Genomic DNA, 18,222 nt, shown 5'->3' with positions numbered 1-18,222 from the left:
CACCACCCCGTTCGACTAAAGGCCCGGCTGCGCCGGACCAAGTCTCTCTGCCCCTCCTCTGAAGAGGAGGGGTTTGAGTTGGGAAACCACCCCGAAGCCGGTGCTCCGCGTATCGCCCGTCCCGGTGGGTTGAAATCCGGGTGGTTGGTCCTAAACCCGCTTGCATGACCTCCCCCGCGCAGCAGCTCTCCATCGTCCTTTCGCAGATGACCCAGGCGGTCGGCGACCTCGCCGCCAATGCCGACGCGATGCGCGCGGTGCGCGCGCGGCACCGCGAGGCCGACCTGATCCTCTATCCCGAGCTGCAGCTGATCGGCTATCCACCCGAGGATCTGGTGCTCAAGCCCGCGCTCGCCGAGCGCGCGGCGACGCTGCTCGCCGAACTCGCGGCGGAGACCGCCGACGGCGGCCCGGCGATGCTCGTCGGCTCGGTCGAATGGGAGGCGGGCAGCCTCTACAATATCGTCGCGCTGCTCGATGGCGGGCGGATCGTCGCGACGCGCAGGAAGCACGAGCTGCCCAATTACGGCACCTTCGACGAGAAGCGCATCTTTGCCCCCGGCCCACTGCCCGATGTCGTCGAATGGCGCGGGGTGAGGCTGGGGCTGCCGATCTGCGAGGATGGGTGGTTGCCGAAGGTTTGCCGGCATCTGCTGGGGCAGGGCGCCGAGCTGCTGATCTCGGTCAACGGCAGCCCCTATGAGATCGACAAGGACGAGCGGCGTTTGACGCAGGTGTTCGCGGCCCGCGTCGCCGAAACCTCGCTGCCGGTGATTTTCCTCAACCGCATCGGCGGGCAGGACGAGATCGTGTTCGACGGCTGCTCGTTCGTGCTGAATGGCGACGCGACGACGGCGCACCGGCTGACCGACTGGGAGCCCGAGGAGCGGGTCACGCACTGGACGAAGGGTGCGGACGGCTGGCGCTGCGAGGCGGGCGCGATCGCCGAATGGGAGGCGCATCCTGCCGATATCTACAGCGCGATGATCCTGAGCCTTCGCGACTATGTGACACGCAATCGCTTCCCTGGCGTCGTGCTCGGGCTGTCGGGCGGGATCGATTCGGCGATCTGCGCCGCGATCGCCGCCGACGCGCTCGGCCCCGACAAGGTCTGGTGCGTGATGATGCCGAGCCGTTTCACGGGGCAGGCGAGCCTCGATGATGCCGCGGGCTGCGCGACGATGATCGGGTGCCGGCTCGACACCATATCGATCGTTCCTGCGGTGGAGGCGTTCGACACGATGCTGGCGGGCAGCTTCGCCGACAAGGATGTCGACATCACCGAGGAGAATGTCCAGTCGCGCATCCGCGGCGTGACCTTGATGGCGCTCAGCAACAAATTCGGCCCGATGCTGCTGACCACGGGCAACAAGAGCGAGATGAGCGTCGGTTATGCGACCATCTATGGCGACATGGCGGGCGGCTATAATCCGCTCAAGGACGCGTACAAGATGACGGTGTTTGCGCTCGCCCGGTGGCGCAACGACAATGTGCCGCGGCTGTCGCGCAACCCGGTGACGCCGGTGATGCCCGAGACCATCATCACCAAGCCGCCGAGCGCCGAGCTGCGTCCCGACCAGAAGGACGAGGACAGCCTTCCTCCTTACGTGGACCTCGACCGCATGCTGCACATGCTGGTCGAGGAGGAAGCGAGCGTCGACGATGTCGTGGCGCGCTATGGGTTCGATCGCGATGCGGTGGCGCGGATCGAGCGGCTGCTGATGCTCGCCGAGTACAAGCGGCGTCAGGCGCCGCCGGGGGTCAAGCTCTCGACGCGCAATTTCGGGCGCGACCGGCGCTATCCGATCACTCATGGTTTCCGGACGGGGTGAGCGAGCCATCCTTCGTAACCTCTCGTCATCCCGGGCTTGACCCGGGACCCGCCTTTTTCTTCAAGATAAGGCAGGCCCCGGATCAAGTCCGGGGTGACGATGAAGAACTTCGCGTTGAAGGGGAGAGGCAATGGCTTTACTCGGACCGCAAGTGCCGCCGGCGCGCGCGGCGACGGCGCTGGAGGTGTTGCGCGTTACCGTCGCTTTGCTGATCCTGATCCACGGCGTCTATCGGCTGACGATGGGGCTCGTCGCGCCCTTCGGCACCTGGCTGGACAGTATCGGCTTTCCCTATGGCACTGGCTGGGCGATGGCGGTGACGCTCTACGAACTCGTCGGACCCGCATTGATGCTCGCGCGCCGCTGGACGAGCTTCGCGGCGCTCGGCCACGCCGCGATCCTGACGCTGGGCGCGGTTCTCGTCCATATGCCCGCGGGCTGGTTCGTCGTCGGCGCGGGGCGCAACGGGGTCGAATATAGCGTGCTGCTTATCGCCGCGCTGCTCGCGATCGCCTGGGCCTGGTGGCCGCGGGGCGGGGGAGCGGAGACGGCGACGCTGCACTGACCGGCGCGGCATCGCGCGACGGCTTGGCGGCATAGAGCGCGGCGTCGGCGCTGCGCATCAGCTCGAGCAGCGACGCGCCGTCGCCCGGCGCGCGGGCGATGCCGGCGGTGGCGCCGATGCGGATCGGCTGGCCGTCGATGGGGAAGGGCGGCGCGAGCGCGGCGAGCAGCGCGCTGCTGCGTATGTCGAGCGCGGTGGCATCGCCGTCGGGCAGCAATATCGCGAACTCGTCGCCGCCGATGCGCGCGACGGTCGCGCCCTCGCCGGCCTGCGCGCGCAGGCGTCCGCCGATTGAAATGAGCAACCGGTCGCCCGCGGCATGGCCGTGGCGGTCGTTGACGGGCTTGAAGCCGTCGAGGTCGATCAGGATCAGCGCGGCGCCCGCACCACCCCCGGCGCCCTGCTCGCCGAAAATCTCCTCGGCCGCCATGTGCAGCGCGCGGCGGTTGGCGAGCCCGGTCAGCGGGTCGGTCATCGCCTGGCGCTGCAAGCGATGGCGGAGCAGCAGCATTTCGACCTGCTGGCCGTGCTGGTCGAGCACCAGCCGGGTCAGGAAGGCGGCGGCGAGCAGGATGATCGCGACCGCGACCAGGTCCATCCAATTGCCCGCGAGCAGCAGCATGGCGATCACCGGCGCCAGTCCGGCGGCGAGCACCGCGAGCGTCGCGCCGCGCACGGGGGCGAGGCAGAAGGCGGTGGTGAGCGTGCCCATCACCATGAACATCGGATAATAGCTGCGCTCGCCGGGGACCGAGAGCCACCAGCTCGACATCGTCCAGGCGCCGCACAGCGCCGCGATCGGCGCCGCGAGCAGGAACATCCGGTCGATCTGGCGGTGCGCGGCGGCGGCGCTCATCGGCCGGCCGCGACGGCGCAGCCAGTGCATCAGCCGGATCGCGGCGACGCCGACCGCGGTCAGCGGCATGCCGAAACGCACGATCCACGGCGCCTCGCCACCGGTCGTCAGCGTGGGCGCGTCGCCCGCGGTCGCGATCATCGCGGTGAGGATGACCGCGATCATCGTCGTATAGAGAATGGGAACCAGCACCTCGAGCCGCGCGACGCGCGCAAGCGCGAGCTCGTCGGCAATCGCCGCCGGTACGCGCGGCCACAGCCGCGAACGCCATCCCCTCGCTTCGCCCTCCATCGCGCCACGCTAGGCGCAAAGCGCGAAGAAGCGGTTAATCGTGGGGCAGGGGAAGGGGGAGTGAGGCGTCGGCGGGGGCCGCTTTGGGGGGCGGGGAGGGGGACGGTGCCGATCCTCCCCGGAACGGGGAGGGGGACCAGCGAAGCTGGTGGAGGGGCACAGGCGGCTTGCCTTGCCGTCGAGGTCGTGCACCACGGCTTCGCTAAAGGAAATGAGGGGCTCTTCGGTTGAGCGCCGCGGTAACCTCCTGTACCCCTCCACCACCCTCCGGGTGGTCCCCCTCCCCCTTTGGGGGAGGATCGCTTATGGCCGCAAATGCCCGGAACCCGCCTTTGCCCCCCGGGGCGCCCCCCTCGGCTCTCGCCATCGCCCGCCGATTGCGGCTATAGGCGCGCGGATGACCGTCACGACCCGTTTCGCTCCCTCGCCGACCGGCAATCTGCACGTCGGCAACGTCCGCACCGCGCTCCACAACTGGCTGTGGGCGAGGAAGCACGGCGGGCGCTTCCTGCTGCGCATCGACGACACCGATCTCGAGCGGTCGAAGGAGGAGTATGTCGCGGACATTCGCGCCGATCTCATCTGGCTGGGGCTCGATATCGACGGCGAGGAACGCCAGTCGGCACGCTTCGACCTCTATGCGGCCGAGTTCGCGAAGCTGAAGGCGGCGGGGCGCGTCTATGCCTGTTACGAGAACCCCGAGGAGCTCGACATCCGCCGCAAGGTCCTGCTCTCGCGCGGCCTGCCGCCGGTTTACGAGCGCAAACCCGCCGATGCGCCGGTGCCCGAGGGCGTGGCGCCACACTGGCGCTTTCGCCTCGACCATGACGCCGCGATCGAGTGGACCGATATGGTTCGCGGTCCGCAGCATTTCGAGCCGAAAACCATGTCCGACCCGGTGGTACGGCGCGCCGACGGCAGCTGGCTCTATCTGCTGCCGAGCGTGATCGACGATATCGCGATGGGCATTTCGCACGTCGTGCGCGGCGAGGACCATGTGTCGAACACCGCGGTGCAGATCCAGATGTTCGCCGCGCTCGGCGCGACGCCGCCCGAATTCGCGCATGAGGCGCTGCTCGTCGGGACCGAGGGCAAATTGTCGAAGCGGCTCGGCTCGCTCGGCATGGAAAGCCTGCGCGCGCAGGGGATCGAGCCGGTCGCACTCGTCGCGCTGCTCGCGCGGCTCGGCACCAGCGACCCGGTCGAGCCGGTCGCCGACGCCGCGCCGCTGGTCAGGGCGATCGACTTCGCGCATTTCGGCCGCGCCCCGGCGCGCTTCGACGAGGCCGAACTCGCGCTGCTCAACCAGAAGATCGTGCATCAGCTGGATCATGACGCGGTCGCCGGCCGGCTGCCCGCGGCGATCGACGCCGCGCGCTGGCACGCGATCCGCCCGAACCTGATGACCGTGGCCGAGGCCGCCGCGTGGGTTGGCGTATTCGACGGTCCCCTCGCGCCGCCGCCCGCGGCCGCGGAGGACCGCGCCGTGCTCGCCGCCGCCGCCGCCGCCGCGCCCGGCATCGATTGGGGCGCCGACCCCTGGCACGCGCTGACGGGCGCGGTGAAGGAGGCGACCGGTGCCAAGGGCCGCGCGCTGTTCCTGCCGCTGCGCCGCGCGCTGACGGGCCGCGACCATGGCCCCGACATGGCCGAACTGCTGCCGCTGATTACCAAGGACCAGGCGGTGGCGCGGCTTTCGGCTTAGGCTTGCGAATCGGCGATGGCCGCTTTCGGGCGGCTGCGAACGTTTATCTCCCCTCCCTGCAAGGGAGGGGCTGGGGGTGGGTTTGCCGCCGAAAGGCGGCGCTCTGCCTCTTGCTCGCTGCGCTCGCTACCCACCCCTAACCCCTCCCTAGAAGGGAGGGGAACCTCTCATATCCACCCCCTTGCCGACCTTTGCGCTTGACAATCATCGTGATGTTATAATATCTCATCATGACGATCTGGCCGGATAGCGACACAAGCGCGGGTGGCCCCGGTCGGGAAGGCAAGGAGAGGCGCCATGACCCTGATACCCATGATTTCCGCACTGTCTGTGCGCCGCGCCGAGCGCGTCGCGGCGAGAGGCGAATCGCTGCTGATGCGCGGCAGCTACGATCCCGGTGCGGGGCACCGTCCGTTTGCCGCGGTGCTGGCGATCGGTCTGCCGGCGGCACTCGTCGTCGCGGTCGCGCTGTCGCCGATGATCGCGGTCATCAAAGACAAGCTGGACCCGACGATCGTCAAGCCGATCCCGCTGCCGACCGAACCCGAACCGCCGGTCGATCCCGCGCCGCAGCGACAGCCAACGACCGAGCCCCCGGTGACCGTGACGAAATCGCCGCTGCCGCCGATTGCCCAGAATCCACCGGTCTTCGATCCGCTGCCGCCCTATGTCCCGCCCGCCGGCACCGGGAGCGGACCGACGATCATCACCGAACCCGCGCCGCCGCCGCCCGCGCCCAAGCTGGTGCTCGCGAAGCTCGACGAGCGCTTCATTGCCGGCTTCCAGCCCGACTATCCGGCGCGCGAGCAGCGCGAGGGGATCGAGGGCGTCGCCAGGGTCCGCGTGCTGATCGGCGCCGACGGCAAGGTCAAGCAGGTCGAACTGGTCAGCAGCGACAGCCCGGGCTTCTTCGAGGCGACCAAGCGGCGCGCGCTCGCCAAATGGCGCTTCAAGCCCGCGACGCGCGGCGGGGTCGCCGAGGAAAGCTGGAAGGAGATGACGGTGCGGTTCGAGATTCGCAACGCCTGACTCTCCCCGGGCGGGCGGCGGCCGCGCACCTGACACCGGCCGTCGTTCGTTCGTTTCGCTTGACATAAGCGCCGAATCCGGTCAGAGGCGCGCGGATTAATGGGGGCAGCGCGAAGCTCGCGCGGCCCTCTTGTTTTTCAAACCCACCGCCGGGACACCCAGTCCCGCCACATGTGCCGGAAGGTCCGGCGGATGTGCAGTCAATTCGAGGAACAGGGCCATGGCCAAGCCGACGACCGTCAAGATCAAGCTCGTGAGCACCGCCGACACCGGCTTCTTCTACGTCACCAAGAAGAACCCGCGCACGATGACCGAGAAGATGGCGCAGCGCAAATATGACCCCGTCGTGCGCAAGCATGTCGAGTTCAAGGAAGCCAAGATCAAGTGATGCATTTCCCCGTGCGCTGAACGCGTGCGGGCAGGAAATGCGTCATCTCCGCGAAAGCGGGGATCGATGCGATCCAGAAGGGCGGCCCCTGCGCCGCCCTTTTTCGTGCGCGTGAATGACGGCTTTGGGGTGGGAGTGGTTTCCAGACCTTAAACCCCTCCTCTTCAGAGGAGGGGCAGAGAGACTTGGTCCGGCGCAGCCGGGCCTTAGTCGAACGGGGTGGTGGCCGAAGGAGCACGCCCAGCCGAGAGCACCACCCCGCTGCGACTAACGAACAAGTTCGTAAGTCTCGCACCCCCTCCTCTGAAGAGGAGGGGCTGGGAATGGCAAGAAACGCCCGATACCGGACAACCTCCCCTTACCCCTCGCGCAGCGGCCGCCGCGCCACGTCATTCTCGATGATGTTGCGGATGGTGATCAGCGTCTTGAACGAATGCACGCCCTTGTCCTCGCCGAGCGCGCGGCGGGTGAAGCGGTCGTAATCCTCCATCGCCCCGACCTGGACCTTGAGCAGGAAGTCGTCGTCGCCGGTGACGTCCCACGCGCCGGTGATCTCGGGGTGGCGCACGATCTCGCGCGCGAAATTGTCCATCGTCTGCGGCCCCGCCTGCTGCATCTGCACCAGCACATGCATCGTCAGCGCCGACCCGGTCAGCGCCGGATTGACCACCGCGATATCGGCGACGATCACCTTTTCGTCGCGCAGCCGCCGCAGGCGGCGCAGCACCGCCGACAGCGACAGCCCGACCTTGTCGGCGAGGATGCGCGCGGGCTGCTGATTGTCCTCGCGCACCAGCGCGAGCAGGCGGCGGTCGAAATCGTCGAGATCGGGCATTTTTCGCATATACGCGACTATAACGCGAAAATTGGTCATTCATATGGCGATTATAGGCGCCAATCGCCGCGCGTGCGAACGTAGAAGCATCGCGTCCGGGCCGCTCTCCCCCGTCCCTTGCCGGCCCGGACCCAGGAGATGTCCGATGACCCATATACGCAACGAATCGACTTGGATCGGCCGGCTTTACGCTGCGCTGATCGAAGCCTCGGCGACCGCCGTCGCGGTCCATTATGACGCGCCGTGGAATCGGGTGCGAGGGAAGCGTGCCGACCCTGACGCCTGACATGTCTCAGCCGTTGGATCAGGGTGAGGGTGCGTCCTTGCGCCGCCCCCTCGGGGCGAGAGTATGCCACCGCTCCGATCAGGCGACTGTGTCAATTCGTCCGCGAACGGCGGTATTGGGGTGGTGAGCGGACGGTGCCGATCCTCCCCGGACCGGGGAGGGGGACCAGCGAAGCTGGTGGAGGGGCACAAGCGGTTGGCCTTGCCGGCGAGGTAACGCGCTGCAGCTTCGTACCTGGAAACGAGCGGCTTGTCCGTTTGGCGTTACGCAAACCTCCTGTGCCCCTCCACCACCCTCCGGGTGGTCCCCCTCCCCCGTTGGGGGAGGATCGCTCTTGACCGCCAACGCCCGATGGCGGTCATTCACCGTCCTGCTTTGCATATGACAAAATCGCCCCCCAGGGACGGGACGCCTCAAGCAAAAGCCCCGACGCTCTCGATGAACTTGATCACCGAAATCGGCTTCGAGACATAGGCCTCGGCGCCCGCGGCGCGGATCTGGTCCTCGTCGCCTTTGCCGGCATAGGCGGTGACCGCCATGATCGGGACTTCGCGCAGCATCAGATCGGCCTTCATCTGGCCGATCAGCTCGAGCCCGCTGACATGCGGCAGCTGGATGTCCATGATGATCAGGTCGGGGGTCAGCGCGCGCGCCGTCGCCAGCGCGTCGCGCCCGTCGCGCACCGGATGGGCGTTATAGCCATGGGCGTTGAGCAGGTCGCAGAACAGGCGCAGGTTGAGCTCATTATCCTCGACGACCAATATGGTCTTGCCCATGCTATTTCGCTTCCCCACCTTACGCCCGGCGCCGGTTTAGGCGAATCGGCCCGCGGAAACAATCGCCTCGCGGGAATGAAGGACGATCACTTGCACGATGCCGACGAAGCGCTGGCGCTGAACGCGCTGGGCTGGATCCTGACCGACGAACCGCGCGCCGAGCGGCTGCTCGCGCTCACCGGGCTGGCGCCCGATACGCTGCGCGAATCGCTCGGTGAGCGATCGACGCTCGCCGCGATCCTCGCCTTCCTAGCCGCGCACGAGGCCGACCTCGTCGCCTGCGCGGTCGGCCTCGACATCAAGCCCGAGGATATCGCCGCCGCTGCCCATCGCCTGTCCGGCGACGAAAGGAACGTTGGAGGAGTTTGGGCATGACCCGACCGCTCGTCATCACCGATTGCGACGAGGTGCTGATGCACATGGTCGTGCCCTTCGCGCAGTGGGTCGACGAGGAACATGGCGTGCTGTTCCGCATCGAGGATGCGAGCTTCGCCGGCGCCTTGAAGCGCAAGGAATGCGGCACGCCGCTCGAGGCGGCCGAGGTCTGGCCTTTGCTCGACGGTTTCTTCACCAGCCAGATGACGCGCCAATATCCGATCCCCGGCGCGCTCGCGGCGATGGCCGAGATTGCGCGGCACGCCGATATCGTCGTGCTCACCAACGTCGGCCCCGAGCATCAGCAGCGCCGGATCGACCAGCTCGCGCTCCACGATTTCCACGCGCCGGTGATCGGCAGCCGCGGCGGCAAGGGTGAGCCCGTGCGGCGGCTGATCGAAGAATATCGGCCCTCGGTCGCCGTGTTCATCGACGATCTCGGCGGGCATCACACGTCGGTCGCGCAAGAGGCGCCCGATGTGTGGCGGCTCCACCTGGTCGGCGAACCCGCGATCGCCGACAGGATCGCGCCCGCCAGGCACGCGCATGCGCGGATCGACGATTGGGCCGGGGCGCAGGACTGGATATTGGCGCGCCTCGCCGAAAACATCCCCGCGCCATTGCCCGTTTTGGGCTAACCCGTCACCATATAAGGAAGCTCCCATGGATATCGCCGCCAAGCTCGCCGACCTCGGCCTCGAACTGCCCAAGGCCGCCGCGCCCGTCGCCGCTTATGTGCCCGTCGTCGAACAGGGCGGCCTGCTCTACGTCAGCGGCCAGCTGCCGTTCGAGGGCGGCAAGGTCGTCACCGGCCGGCTCGGCGCCGACGTCGATGTCGCGGGGGGTTACGACGCCGCGCGGCGCTGCGCGCTGATGCTGCTCGCGCAGATCGGCAACGCGCTGGAGGGCGACTGGTCGCGCGTCGAGAAATTCGTGAAACTCGGCGTCTTCGTGAACAGCACCCCGGATTTCACCGACCAGGCCAAGGTCGCGAACGGCGCGTCCGAACTGCTCGAGGCGCTGTTCGGCGAAGCGGGGCGTCACGCGCGCGCGGCGGTCGGCGTCGCGGTGCTGCCGCTGGGCGCCGCGGTCGAGGCCGACGCGATCGTCGCGGTGCGGCCGGCCTAGGGTCCGTACTTAATTGCAGCGCCGTCGAGGTTTGAAGCAAAATGGCCCAGTGCGAGGAGAGAAGGCGAAGACATATGTCGATATTTCGAGACTTCTCGACGAAGCAATGGGCCATTTTGATCAAATCCCTTCGGGACGCCCAAATGGCTTCCATCTCGGGCCGAAAGCCGCTTGGAAAGGCAACCAGCCTTCCCGGCGCGTCTTTCGGCCCGATATGTTCGCCATTTGGACGCCTCGACGGCGCTGCAATTGAGTACGGACCCTAGGGACCGCGATGGCCGAGGCCGACCCGCCCGCGCGCAGCATCTCGCTCGGCACCGGCGTCGACGCGATCGATGCCGCGGCGTGGGACGCGCTCCACGACGGCGGCAATCCGTTCGTGTCGCACCGCTTCCTGTCGCTGCTCGAAAAATCGGGCAGCGTCGGGCCGGGGACCGGCTGGCAGGCAGCGCCGCTGCTCGTCGAGGACGCGGCGGGGACGCTCGTCGCCGCGGCGCCCGCCTATCTCAAAAGCCACAGCCAGGGCGAATATGTCTTCGACCACGCCTGGGCCGATGCCTGGGCGCGTGCGGGCGGCGATTATTATCCGAAGCTGCAGATCGCCGCGCCCTTCACCCCGGTGCCGGGGCCGCGGCTGCTGGCGAAGAACGACGAGGACACGACCCTGCTGCTTCGCGCCGCCGAGGCGGTGGTGCGCCAGAACGGTCTGTCGTCGGCGCACGCCACTTTCGTTGCGCCCGGGCAGATGCCGATCTTCGAGGCAGCGGGCTGGCTCGTCCGCCGCGACATCCAGTTTCATTTCGCCAATGCAGGCTACGCAAGCTTCGACGATTTCCTCGGCACCCTGACCTCCATGAAGCGCAAGCAATTGCGCAAGGAGCGCGCGCGCGCGGTCGAGGGGCTACGCGTCGAGGAGCTCGCCGGCGCGGCGATCCGGCCCGAGCATTGGGACGCGATGTGGCTCTTCTATCAGGACACCGGCGCGCGCAAATGGGGACAGCCGTACCTCACGCGCGAAGCATTCGGCCTGATGGGAGCCACGATGGCGGCGGACATCATCCTGGTGCTCGCCTTCGATAGCGAAGAGCGTGCCATCGCGGGCGCGATGCACTTCGTCGGCGCCGATACGCTCTACGGGCGCTATTGGGGCTGCCTGACCGAGATCCCCTATCTGCATTTCGAGCTTTGCTATTATCGCGCGATCGACATTGCGATCGCCCGCGGCCTGGCGCGGGTCGAGGCGGGGGCGCAGGGCGGGCACAAGCTCGCGCGCGGCTATGGTCCGGTCGCGACCTGGTCGGCGCACTTCATCGCCGATCCGGGGTTCCGGCGCGCGGTCGCCGACTATCTGGAAACGGAACGCCGCGCCGAGGAAGCGGAAATGGACTGGCTGGAGGGGCATATGCCCTTCAGGCGGTCAGTCTGAAATATTTCGCGCAAAGACGCGAAGACGCAAAGAAGCTGGATCGTGCCGACAGGCACCATTTCCCTCATCGATGCGGCAAGTCCGGCCGGTTGAAGGGAAAGCCGCTTCGCGGCAAGCGCGACATCTTTGCGTCTTTGCGCGAAACAAAAGTCGCGACGTCGCGGGCTTGAAGGAGCGTCAGGCTGCAAACCGGCGCGCGGCCGGGCGGCGCGCGGTTTCGTCGAGCCAGGCGCGCGCCTGGCGCTGGGCTTCGGCGATTTCCTCGCGCGTCATTTCGTCGGACAGGTCGGCGCGGCATTGCTGGCCTTCCTTGTTGCCGCCGAGCGCCGCGAGGTTGAACCATTTATGCGCCTGGATCAGGTCGACATCGACCCCGCCGCTGCCGGTCGAAAAAGCGATGCCGAGATCGAAATAGGCGCCCGGGTCGCCGCGCGCGGCGTCGAGCAGCCGGCTTTCGATCAGATATTGTGCGGACTTCAGACTGTTGGCCATGCTAACCCCCTGTCGCCTCTCCCCACCGAGAAGCTTCGACGGCGAACCTTGCGGATCATGGTCAACAAAGCGTTAACGATGCGGCGACTTTTTCGGGGATAAGCTGAAAAATGGCGGAAATCCAGGATTCCCGGACATCACGCCATCCAATTTCCGTTCGCCCTGAGCTTGTCGAAGGGCCGTTCTTTCTTTGAAGCTTAGAGAAGAAGGACGGTGCTTCGACAAGCTCAGCACGAACGGATGTGGGTTAGGCCCCGTATTCGATCAGCCGACCGGATAATTGTCGATCAGCCGCGTTTTGCCGATTCGCGCCGCCGCGAGAAGCCGCGCGGGGGCCCGATATTCGGCGAGCCGTTCGAGGCTGTCGGCGTCGGCGAGCGCGACATAGTCGACGCTGTCGAAGCCGCCCGCGACGATCGCCTTTTCGGCGGCGGCGAGGCTGTCGGCGACATCGGCCCCGCCGGCGATCGCCGCGACCGCGGCCTTGAGCGCGTCGGGAAAGGCGGTCGCCGCGGCGCGCTGTGCTTCGGACAGATAGGCGTTGCGCGACGACAGCGCGAGGCCGTCGCCGTCGCGCGCGATCGGTGCGCCCAATATGTCGGGCGCGAAGTCGAGGTCGCGCGCCATGCGGCGGATGATCGCCAGCTGCTGCCAGTCCTTCTCGCCGAAGATCGCCACGTCCGCGCGGACCTGGTTGAACAATTTGGCGACGACGGTCGCGACCCCGTCGAAATGGCCCGGCCGCGCGGCGCCGCAATAGTCGCTGCCGAGCTCGGCGACCTCGATATGCGTGCTGTGTCCCGCGGGATACATGGTGGCGACATCGGGCGCCCACAGCAGCGCGACGCCTTCGTCGGCGAGCAGCGCGGCGTCGCGCGCCTCGTCGCGCGGATAGGCGGCATAATCCTCGTTCGGACCGAATTGCGTCGGGTTGACGAAGATCGACACCACGACATGGTCGGCGACGCGTTTTCCCATCTGTACCAGCGACAGATGGCCGTCGTGCAGCGCGCCCATGGTGGGGACCAAGGCGACGCTCTTGCCGCCTTGCTGCAGTGCCGAAACGGCACGGCGGAGCATCGCAATGTCACGGATGATTTGCACGGCTGCCCCGCCTCCGATAATGGCGGCTCATACGCCACCCACGCGGCTCCCATGCGCCGCCGACAGGAAAATCGCAACGCTCATGACGACCCCCGCGCCGCACCGCATCATCTTTGCCAATGAAAAGGGGGGGACCGGCAAGTCGACCTGCGCCGTGCATTTCGCCGTGGCTTTGGCGAGCCAGGGCTGGAAGGTCGCGGGGCTCGACCTCGACCCGCGCCAGCGCACCTTCCACCGCTATCTGGAGAATCGCGCCCAGACCGAAAAGCGCCGCGGCATCGCCCTGCCGACCCCCGATTTCGAGGTGTTCGGCGGATCGACGATCGAGGAGCTCGACGAACAGGTCGCGCGCCTGTCCACGGGCGCCGATTATTTCGTCGCCGATACGCCCGGCCGCGACGATGTCTTCGCGCGCCACCTCGCGACCGGCGCCGACACGCTGATCACCCCGATGAACGACAGCTTCATCGATTTCGACCTGATCGGCCAGGTCGACCCCGAAAGCTTCCAGGTCACGCGCCCCAGCTTCTATTCCGAACTCATCTGGGATGCGCGCAAGGCGCGCGCCAAGACCGACGGGCGCACGATCGACTGGATCATCCTGCGCAACCGCCTCCAGCATGTCGACGCGCACAATATGCGCCGCGTCGGCGAGGCGCTGACCCAGCTGTCGCGCCGCGTCGGTTTCCGCGTCATCCCCGGGCTCGGCGAGCGCGTCATCTACCGCGAACTCTTCCCGGCGGGGCTCACCCTGCTCGACAAGGCGCATCTCGGCGGGATGGGCATCGGGCATGTCGTCGCGCGGCAGGAACTGCGCGAGGCGATGGCGGGATTGAACCTGCCCGTGCGCCAGCGGTTGCACCCCGACGGCGATCTGTTCGCGGCGGCTTAGAAATTCAGGCGCTAACCCATTTGCCGTTCGTGCCGGGCTTGTCGAAGCACCGTCCTTCTGGGAGCGGAAAAGAAAGAACGGCCCTTCGACAAGCTCAGGGCGAACGGGTTAAGAGGACGGCGCTCCGCTTCAAGTCTTCTCTCCCCCAATGAGGACATTCCCATGACCCATATCTTCCACCCGACGATGCTGCGCGAATATGATATCCGCGGCGTCGTCGGCGACACGCTGTCGGCCGCCGACGCCACTGCGATCGGGCGCAGCTTCGCGACGATGATCAGGCGCGCGGGTGGGCAGTCGGTCGCGGTCGGTTACGACGGGCGGCTGTCGTCGCCGATGCTCGCCGACGCGCTGATCGACGGGATCAACGCCGCGGGGGTCGATGCGCTGAACGTCGGGCTGGGTCCGACGCCGATGCTCTATTATGCCGCGTCAACGCAAAAGGTGGACGGCGGCATACAGATAACCGGCAGCCACAATCCCCCCGATTATAACGGCTTCAAGATGGTGTTTCAGGGACGCCCGTTCTTTGGCGCCGACATCCAGGCCATCGGCGCGATGGCCGCGGCGGGCGACTGGGAAGTCGCCGGCCCCGGGGGCCAGGGATCGTCGCAGAGCCTCGACATCGTCGACGCCTATGTCGACCGGCTGGTCGAGGGTTTCGCCGGGGGTGCCTTCCGCATCGGCTGGGACGCCGGCAACGGTGCCGCGGGAACCGTCGTCGAGAAATTGACCGCGCGCCTGCCGGGCGAGCATTTCCTGTTGTTTACCGACATCGACGGCCATTTCCCGAACCACCATCCCGATCCGACCGAAGAGAAGAATCTGGCGGATCTTCGGAAGCTCGTCGCCGAGAGGAACCTCGATTTCGGCGTCGCTTTCGATGGAGACGGCGACCGCATCGGCGCGATCGACGGCGAGGGGCGGGTGATCTGGGGCGACCAGCTGCTGCAGATCTACGCCGCCGCGGTGCTGAGGGACCGGCCCGGCGCGACGGTGATCGCCGATGTGAAGGCGAGCCAGGCGCTGTTCGACCGCGTCGCCGAACTGGGCGGCCAGCCGCTGATGTGGAAGACCGGCCACAGCCTGATCAAGGCGAAGATGAAGGAAACCGGCAGCCCGCTGGCGGGCGAGATGAGCGGGCATATCTTCTTCGCCGACCGCTATTATGGTTATGACGACGCGCCCTATGCCGCGATCCGCCTGATCGAAGCGGCGACCAAGCTCGGGCAGAGCGTCACCGAATTGCGCGGCGCAATGGCGCCGATGGTGAATACCCCCGAGCTGCGCTTCCAGGTCGACGAGATACGCAAATTCGCCATTGTGGACGAGGTTCTCGCGCGGCTCGCCGCCGCGGGGGCCAAGGTCGACCGCACCGATGGCGCGCGCGTGCTGACGGGCGACGGCTGGTGGCTGCTCCGCGCCTCGAACACGCAGGACGTGCTCGTCGCGCGCGCCGAGGCGAAGGATGAAGCCGCGCTCGCACGGCTGATGGCGGCGATCGACGAACAGCTCGCGTTGTCGGGGGTCGCGCGCGGGGAGAGCGTGGGGCATTGAATTCCCTTCCCTGAAAGGGAGGGGTGCGAAGACTTGGCAGCTTGCTGCCTAGTCGTAGCGGGGTGGGTGGCGGCGCAGAAAGAACGCCTGCGGCGACCCACCCCCGACCCCTCCCTGAAGAAGGGAGGGGAGAAAATGTACCCCTGCAAAAATCTTGCCAGATTGACCTGCCCGGCGCTCCTCGGGTAACGCCAGCCGGTATTTGCGAGGACAGCGACGACGCCATGACCGACGACACCTCTCTTGCGACTCCTCCCACCGCCGGCGACCATGGCGTCGCCGACCATGTCGCGCACGTCCAGGAAGATGCCGCCGCGGGCAACGGGCTCGCGGTCATTTCAATCGCCAAAAGCTATGACAAGCGCACCGTCCTGTCCGACGTGTCGCTCTCGGTGGGCAAGGGCGAGGTCGTCGGGCTGCTCGGCCCGAACGGCGCGGGCAAGACCACCTGCTTCTATTCGATCATGGGGCTGGTGAAGCCCGACGCCGGGCGCATCATGCTCGACGGCGCCGACATCACCGCGCTGCCGATGTATCGCCGCGCGATCCTCGGCCTCGGCTATCTGCCGCAGGAAACCTCGATCTTTCGCGGCATGACCGTCGAACAGAATATCAGCGCGGTGCTCGAACTCGCCGAGCCCGACCGCGTGTCGCGCGAGCGGCGGCTCGAGGAACTGCTCGAGGAATTCGGCCTCACGCGGCTGCGCGATTCGGCGGCGATGGCGCTGTCGGGCGGCGAACGCCGCCGCGCCGAAATCGCGCGTGCGCTTGCCGCCAACCCCTCGATCATGCTGCTCGACGAGCCCTTCGCGGGCATCGACCCGCTGTCGATCTCGGACATTCGCGACCTCGTCGCCGATTTGAAGACGCGCGGCATCGGGGTGCTGATCACCGACCATAATGTCCGCGAGACGCTCGACCTCGTCGACCGTGCCTGCATCATCTACGACGGCAAGGTGCTGCTCGCGGGCTCGCCCGCCGAACTCGTCGCCGACCCCGAGGTGCGTCGCCTCTACCTCGGCGAGGGTTTCTCCCTGTGATGGCATAGCCGCCGATGGCGTTGGGTCCGCGCCTCGATCTCCGCCAGTCGCAATCGCTGGTGATGACGCCGCAGCTGCAGCAGGCGATCAAGCTGCTCGCGCTGTCGAACCTCGAACTCGACGCCTATCTGGCCGAGGCGCTCGAGGGCAATCCCCTGCTCGACACCGCGTCGGGCGACGGCGACGCCGCGGGCGACGATGCGCCCGAGATCGACGCCGCTCCGGTCGAGGCCGCGAGCCTCGACGCCGACCAGGCGCTCGCCTCCGACAGCGGCGCCGCCGACGATCTCGACGTCGATCTCGCCGCCGAAAGCTTCCACCACGACAGCGCGAGCGACAGCGTCGGGCTGTCGGAGGGCGGCGAGGCGATCGACTTCGACAGCTTCGCCGGCGAGGCCGACAGCCTCTACGAGCATCTGCTGGCGCAGGTCGGCGAGCGTTTTTCAGGGCTGGAGGCGCTGATCGCCGAGCAGCTCGTCGCGATGATCGACGAGGCGGGGTACCTCCGCGCCGACCTGTCCGAACTCGCGCAGCGGCTCGGCGTGCCGCTCGCTTTGGTCGAGCACGTGCTCGCGGGGGTGCAATGCTTCGATCCCTCGGGGGTCGGCGGGCGCGACCTTGCCGAATGCATTGCGATCCAGGCGCGCGAGGCCGACCGCTACGACCCCGCGATGGCGACGATGATCGCGCATCTCGACCTCGTCGCCAAGGGCGCCTTCCCGCAGTTGAAGCGCATCTGCGGGGTCGACGACGAGGATCTCGCCGACATGATCCGCGAGCTGCGCGGCTACGACCCCAAGCCCGGGCTCCGCTTCGGCGGGTCGCCGACGCAGGCGGTGGTGCCCGACCTTTATGTGCGCCAGACCGCGAAGGGCTGGGCGGTCGAGATCAACAGCGGGACCTTGCCGCGGCTGCTCGTCAACCGGCGTTACTATAGCGAGCTCGCGGCGGGTGCGGCGGCGAAGAGCAAGGCGTGGCTGTCCGAACAGCTCGCCGGCGCCAACTGGCTGGTGCGTGCGCTCGACCAGCGACAGCGCACGATCGTCAAGGTCGCGAGCGCGATCGTCAAGCAGCAGGAGGGCTTCTTCCTCCACGGCGTCGCGCATATGCGCCCGCTGACCTTGCGTCAGGTCGCCGAGGAAATCGGCATGCACGAATCGACCGTCAGCCGCGTCACCAGCAACAAATATCTGAGCTGCGCGCGCGGGCTGTTCGAGCTCAAATATTTCTTCTCGAGCGGGATTTCGGCGACCCAGGGCGACGGCGCGGTGTCGTCCGAATCGATCAAGAGCCGGATCAAGGCGATGATCGAGGGCGAGGACGCCAAGGCGATCCTGTCCGACGAGACGATCGCGCAGAGGCTGTCGGCCGAGGGCCACGACATCGCGCGGCGGACGGTGGTGAAGTACCGCGAGGCGATGGGTTTTGGCTCGTCGGTGCAAAGGCGGCGGCAGAAAGCGCTGGCGGGGTAGCGCCGATCCTCCCCAGAACGGGGAGGGGGACCATCGAAGATGGTGGAGGGGCACGTGCAGTCGGGCGCGGCGTGTGACCTCCTGTGCCCCTCCCCCGGCGGGGGAGGATCGGAATCGCCCGCTAACCATTTCCTAACCACGTCGCGGCTAGCTTTCCGGCCAAAGGAGCCGAC

Annotated in this window: 19 protein-coding genes; 14 read left to right on the top strand and 5 right to left on the bottom strand. The window is 67.4% G+C overall.

The window, feature by feature from the left end; all coding sequences use genetic code 11:
* Positions 1–164: 164 nt before the first annotated feature.
* On the top strand, positions 165–1,832 hold the full coding sequence (locus AC1RNQ_RS20565; RefSeq protein WP_493174210.1) for an NAD+ synthase: 1,668 nt from the start codon (positions 165–167) through the stop codon (positions 1,830–1,832).
* 130 nt (positions 1,833–1,962) lie between these two features.
* The gene (locus AC1RNQ_RS20560; RefSeq protein ID WP_493174208.1) at positions 1,963–2,397 is read left to right on the top strand and encodes a DoxX family protein; all 435 of its coding nucleotides are present in this window, start codon (positions 1,963–1,965) and stop codon (positions 2,395–2,397) included.
* On the opposite strand, the gene AC1RNQ_RS20555 is transcribed toward AC1RNQ_RS20560, so the two are convergent.
* Complete coding sequence (locus AC1RNQ_RS20555; RefSeq protein ID WP_493174206.1) at positions 2,321–3,544, bottom strand: diguanylate cyclase domain-containing protein; 1,224 nt, start codon at positions 3,542–3,544, stop codon at positions 2,321–2,323. The genes AC1RNQ_RS20560 and AC1RNQ_RS20555 overlap by 77 nt on opposite strands.
* Before the next feature lie 397 nt (positions 3,545–3,941).
* Here AC1RNQ_RS20555 and AC1RNQ_RS20550 point away from each other — a divergent pair, with 397 nt between their 5' ends.
* The 3 genes from AC1RNQ_RS20550 (at position 3,942) to rpmG (ending at position 6,666) form a co-directional block, all read left to right on the top strand.
* Positions 3,942–5,249, top strand: coding sequence for a glutamate--tRNA ligase (locus AC1RNQ_RS20550; protein WP_493174204.1), 1,308 nt, complete (start codon positions 3,942–3,944; stop codon positions 5,247–5,249).
* A 297-nt stretch (positions 5,250–5,546) separates the two neighbouring features.
* Positions 5,547–6,278 (top strand): energy transducer TonB, encoded by a 732-nt coding sequence (locus tag AC1RNQ_RS20545; protein ID WP_493174202.1) that lies wholly within the window; start codon positions 5,547–5,549, stop codon positions 6,276–6,278.
* A 220-nt stretch (positions 6,279–6,498) separates the two neighbouring features.
* The gene (gene rpmG, locus AC1RNQ_RS20540; RefSeq protein WP_058810591.1) at positions 6,499–6,666 is read left to right on the top strand and encodes a 50S ribosomal protein L33; all 168 of its coding nucleotides are present in this window, start codon (positions 6,499–6,501) and stop codon (positions 6,664–6,666) included.
* 358 nt (positions 6,667–7,024) lie between these two features.
* Here the strand turns inward: rpmG and AC1RNQ_RS20535 are convergent, their stop codons facing one another.
* Positions 7,025–7,501 (bottom strand): Lrp/AsnC family transcriptional regulator, encoded by a 477-nt coding sequence (locus tag AC1RNQ_RS20535; protein ID WP_493174200.1) that lies wholly within the window; start codon positions 7,499–7,501, stop codon positions 7,025–7,027.
* A gap of 145 nt (positions 7,502–7,646) precedes the next feature.
* Here AC1RNQ_RS20535 and AC1RNQ_RS20530 point away from each other — a divergent pair, with 145 nt between their 5' ends.
* On the top strand, positions 7,647–7,787 hold the full coding sequence (locus AC1RNQ_RS20530) for a hypothetical protein (protein ID WP_493174198.1): 141 nt from the start codon (positions 7,647–7,649) through the stop codon (positions 7,785–7,787).
* Between the two features lie 413 nt (positions 7,788–8,200).
* On the opposite strand, the gene AC1RNQ_RS20525 is transcribed toward AC1RNQ_RS20530, so the two are convergent.
* Positions 8,201–8,563: a response regulator gene (locus AC1RNQ_RS20525; RefSeq protein WP_493174196.1), complete on the bottom strand. Its 363-nt coding sequence runs from the start codon at positions 8,561–8,563 to the stop codon at positions 8,201–8,203.
* A 75-nt stretch (positions 8,564–8,638) separates the two neighbouring features.
* On the opposite strand from AC1RNQ_RS20525, the gene AC1RNQ_RS20520 reads away from it, so the two are divergent.
* From AC1RNQ_RS20520 to AC1RNQ_RS20505, 4 genes are all read left to right on the top strand, one after another.
* Positions 8,639–8,938 (top strand): DUF3572 family protein, encoded by a 300-nt coding sequence (locus AC1RNQ_RS20520; protein WP_493174194.1) that lies wholly within the window; start codon positions 8,639–8,641, stop codon positions 8,936–8,938.
* Complete coding sequence (locus AC1RNQ_RS20515; RefSeq protein WP_493174192.1) at positions 8,935–9,576, top strand: HAD family hydrolase; 642 nt, start codon at positions 8,935–8,937, stop codon at positions 9,574–9,576. Before AC1RNQ_RS20520 ends, AC1RNQ_RS20515 begins: the two co-directional genes overlap by 4 nt.
* 25 nt (positions 9,577–9,601) lie before the next feature.
* Complete coding sequence (locus tag AC1RNQ_RS20510) at positions 9,602–10,066, top strand: RidA family protein (protein ID WP_493174190.1); 465 nt, start codon at positions 9,602–9,604, stop codon at positions 10,064–10,066.
* A gap of 274 nt (positions 10,067–10,340) precedes the next feature.
* Positions 10,341–11,492 carry a GNAT family N-acetyltransferase gene (locus AC1RNQ_RS20505; RefSeq protein WP_493174188.1) on the top strand — a complete coding sequence of 384 codons (1,152 nt, stop codon included), beginning with the start codon at positions 10,341–10,343 and terminating at the stop codon, positions 11,490–11,492.
* Positions 11,493–11,669: 177 nt separating this feature from the next.
* Here the strand turns inward: AC1RNQ_RS20505 and AC1RNQ_RS20500 are convergent, their stop codons facing one another.
* A complete protein-coding gene (locus tag AC1RNQ_RS20500; RefSeq protein ID WP_493174186.1) occupies positions 11,670–11,984 on the bottom strand; it encodes a hypothetical protein in 315 nt (104 codons plus the stop codon).
* A gap of 264 nt (positions 11,985–12,248) precedes the next feature.
* Complete coding sequence (gene panC / locus AC1RNQ_RS20495; RefSeq protein ID WP_493174184.1) at positions 12,249–13,088, bottom strand: pantoate--beta-alanine ligase; 840 nt, start codon at positions 13,086–13,088, stop codon at positions 12,249–12,251.
* 82 nt (positions 13,089–13,170) lie between these two features.
* Between panC and AC1RNQ_RS20490 the strand changes: the two genes are divergently transcribed.
* The 4 genes from AC1RNQ_RS20490 (at position 13,171) to rpoN (ending at position 18,049) form a co-directional block, all read left to right on the top strand.
* Positions 13,171–13,980 carry a division plane positioning ATPase MipZ gene (locus AC1RNQ_RS20490; protein ID WP_493174182.1) on the top strand — a complete coding sequence of 270 codons (810 nt, stop codon included), beginning with the start codon at positions 13,171–13,173 and terminating at the stop codon, positions 13,978–13,980.
* Positions 13,981–14,142: 162 nt separating this feature from the next.
* Entirely contained in the window at positions 14,143–15,537 is a 1,395-nt protein-coding gene (gene pgmG, locus AC1RNQ_RS20485; protein WP_493174180.1) for a phosphoglucomutase/phosphomannomutase PgmG, read from the top strand.
* 224 nt (positions 15,538–15,761) lie between these two features.
* The gene (lptB, locus tag AC1RNQ_RS20480; protein WP_493174178.1) at positions 15,762–16,577 is read left to right on the top strand and encodes an LPS export ABC transporter ATP-binding protein; all 816 of its coding nucleotides are present in this window, start codon (positions 15,762–15,764) and stop codon (positions 16,575–16,577) included.
* Positions 16,578–16,591: 14 nt separating this feature from the next.
* Positions 16,592–18,049, top strand: coding sequence for an RNA polymerase factor sigma-54 (rpoN, locus tag AC1RNQ_RS20475; protein WP_493174176.1), 1,458 nt, complete (start codon positions 16,592–16,594; stop codon positions 18,047–18,049).
* The last annotated feature ends 173 nt before the right edge of the window (positions 18,050–18,222 follow it).

The organism is Sphingopyxis sp. GW821-FHT12F08, assembly GCF_058806755.1.
The sequence above is the reverse complement of the archived record's forward strand: the minus strand, read 5'-3'. Positions and strand labels throughout refer to the sequence as shown.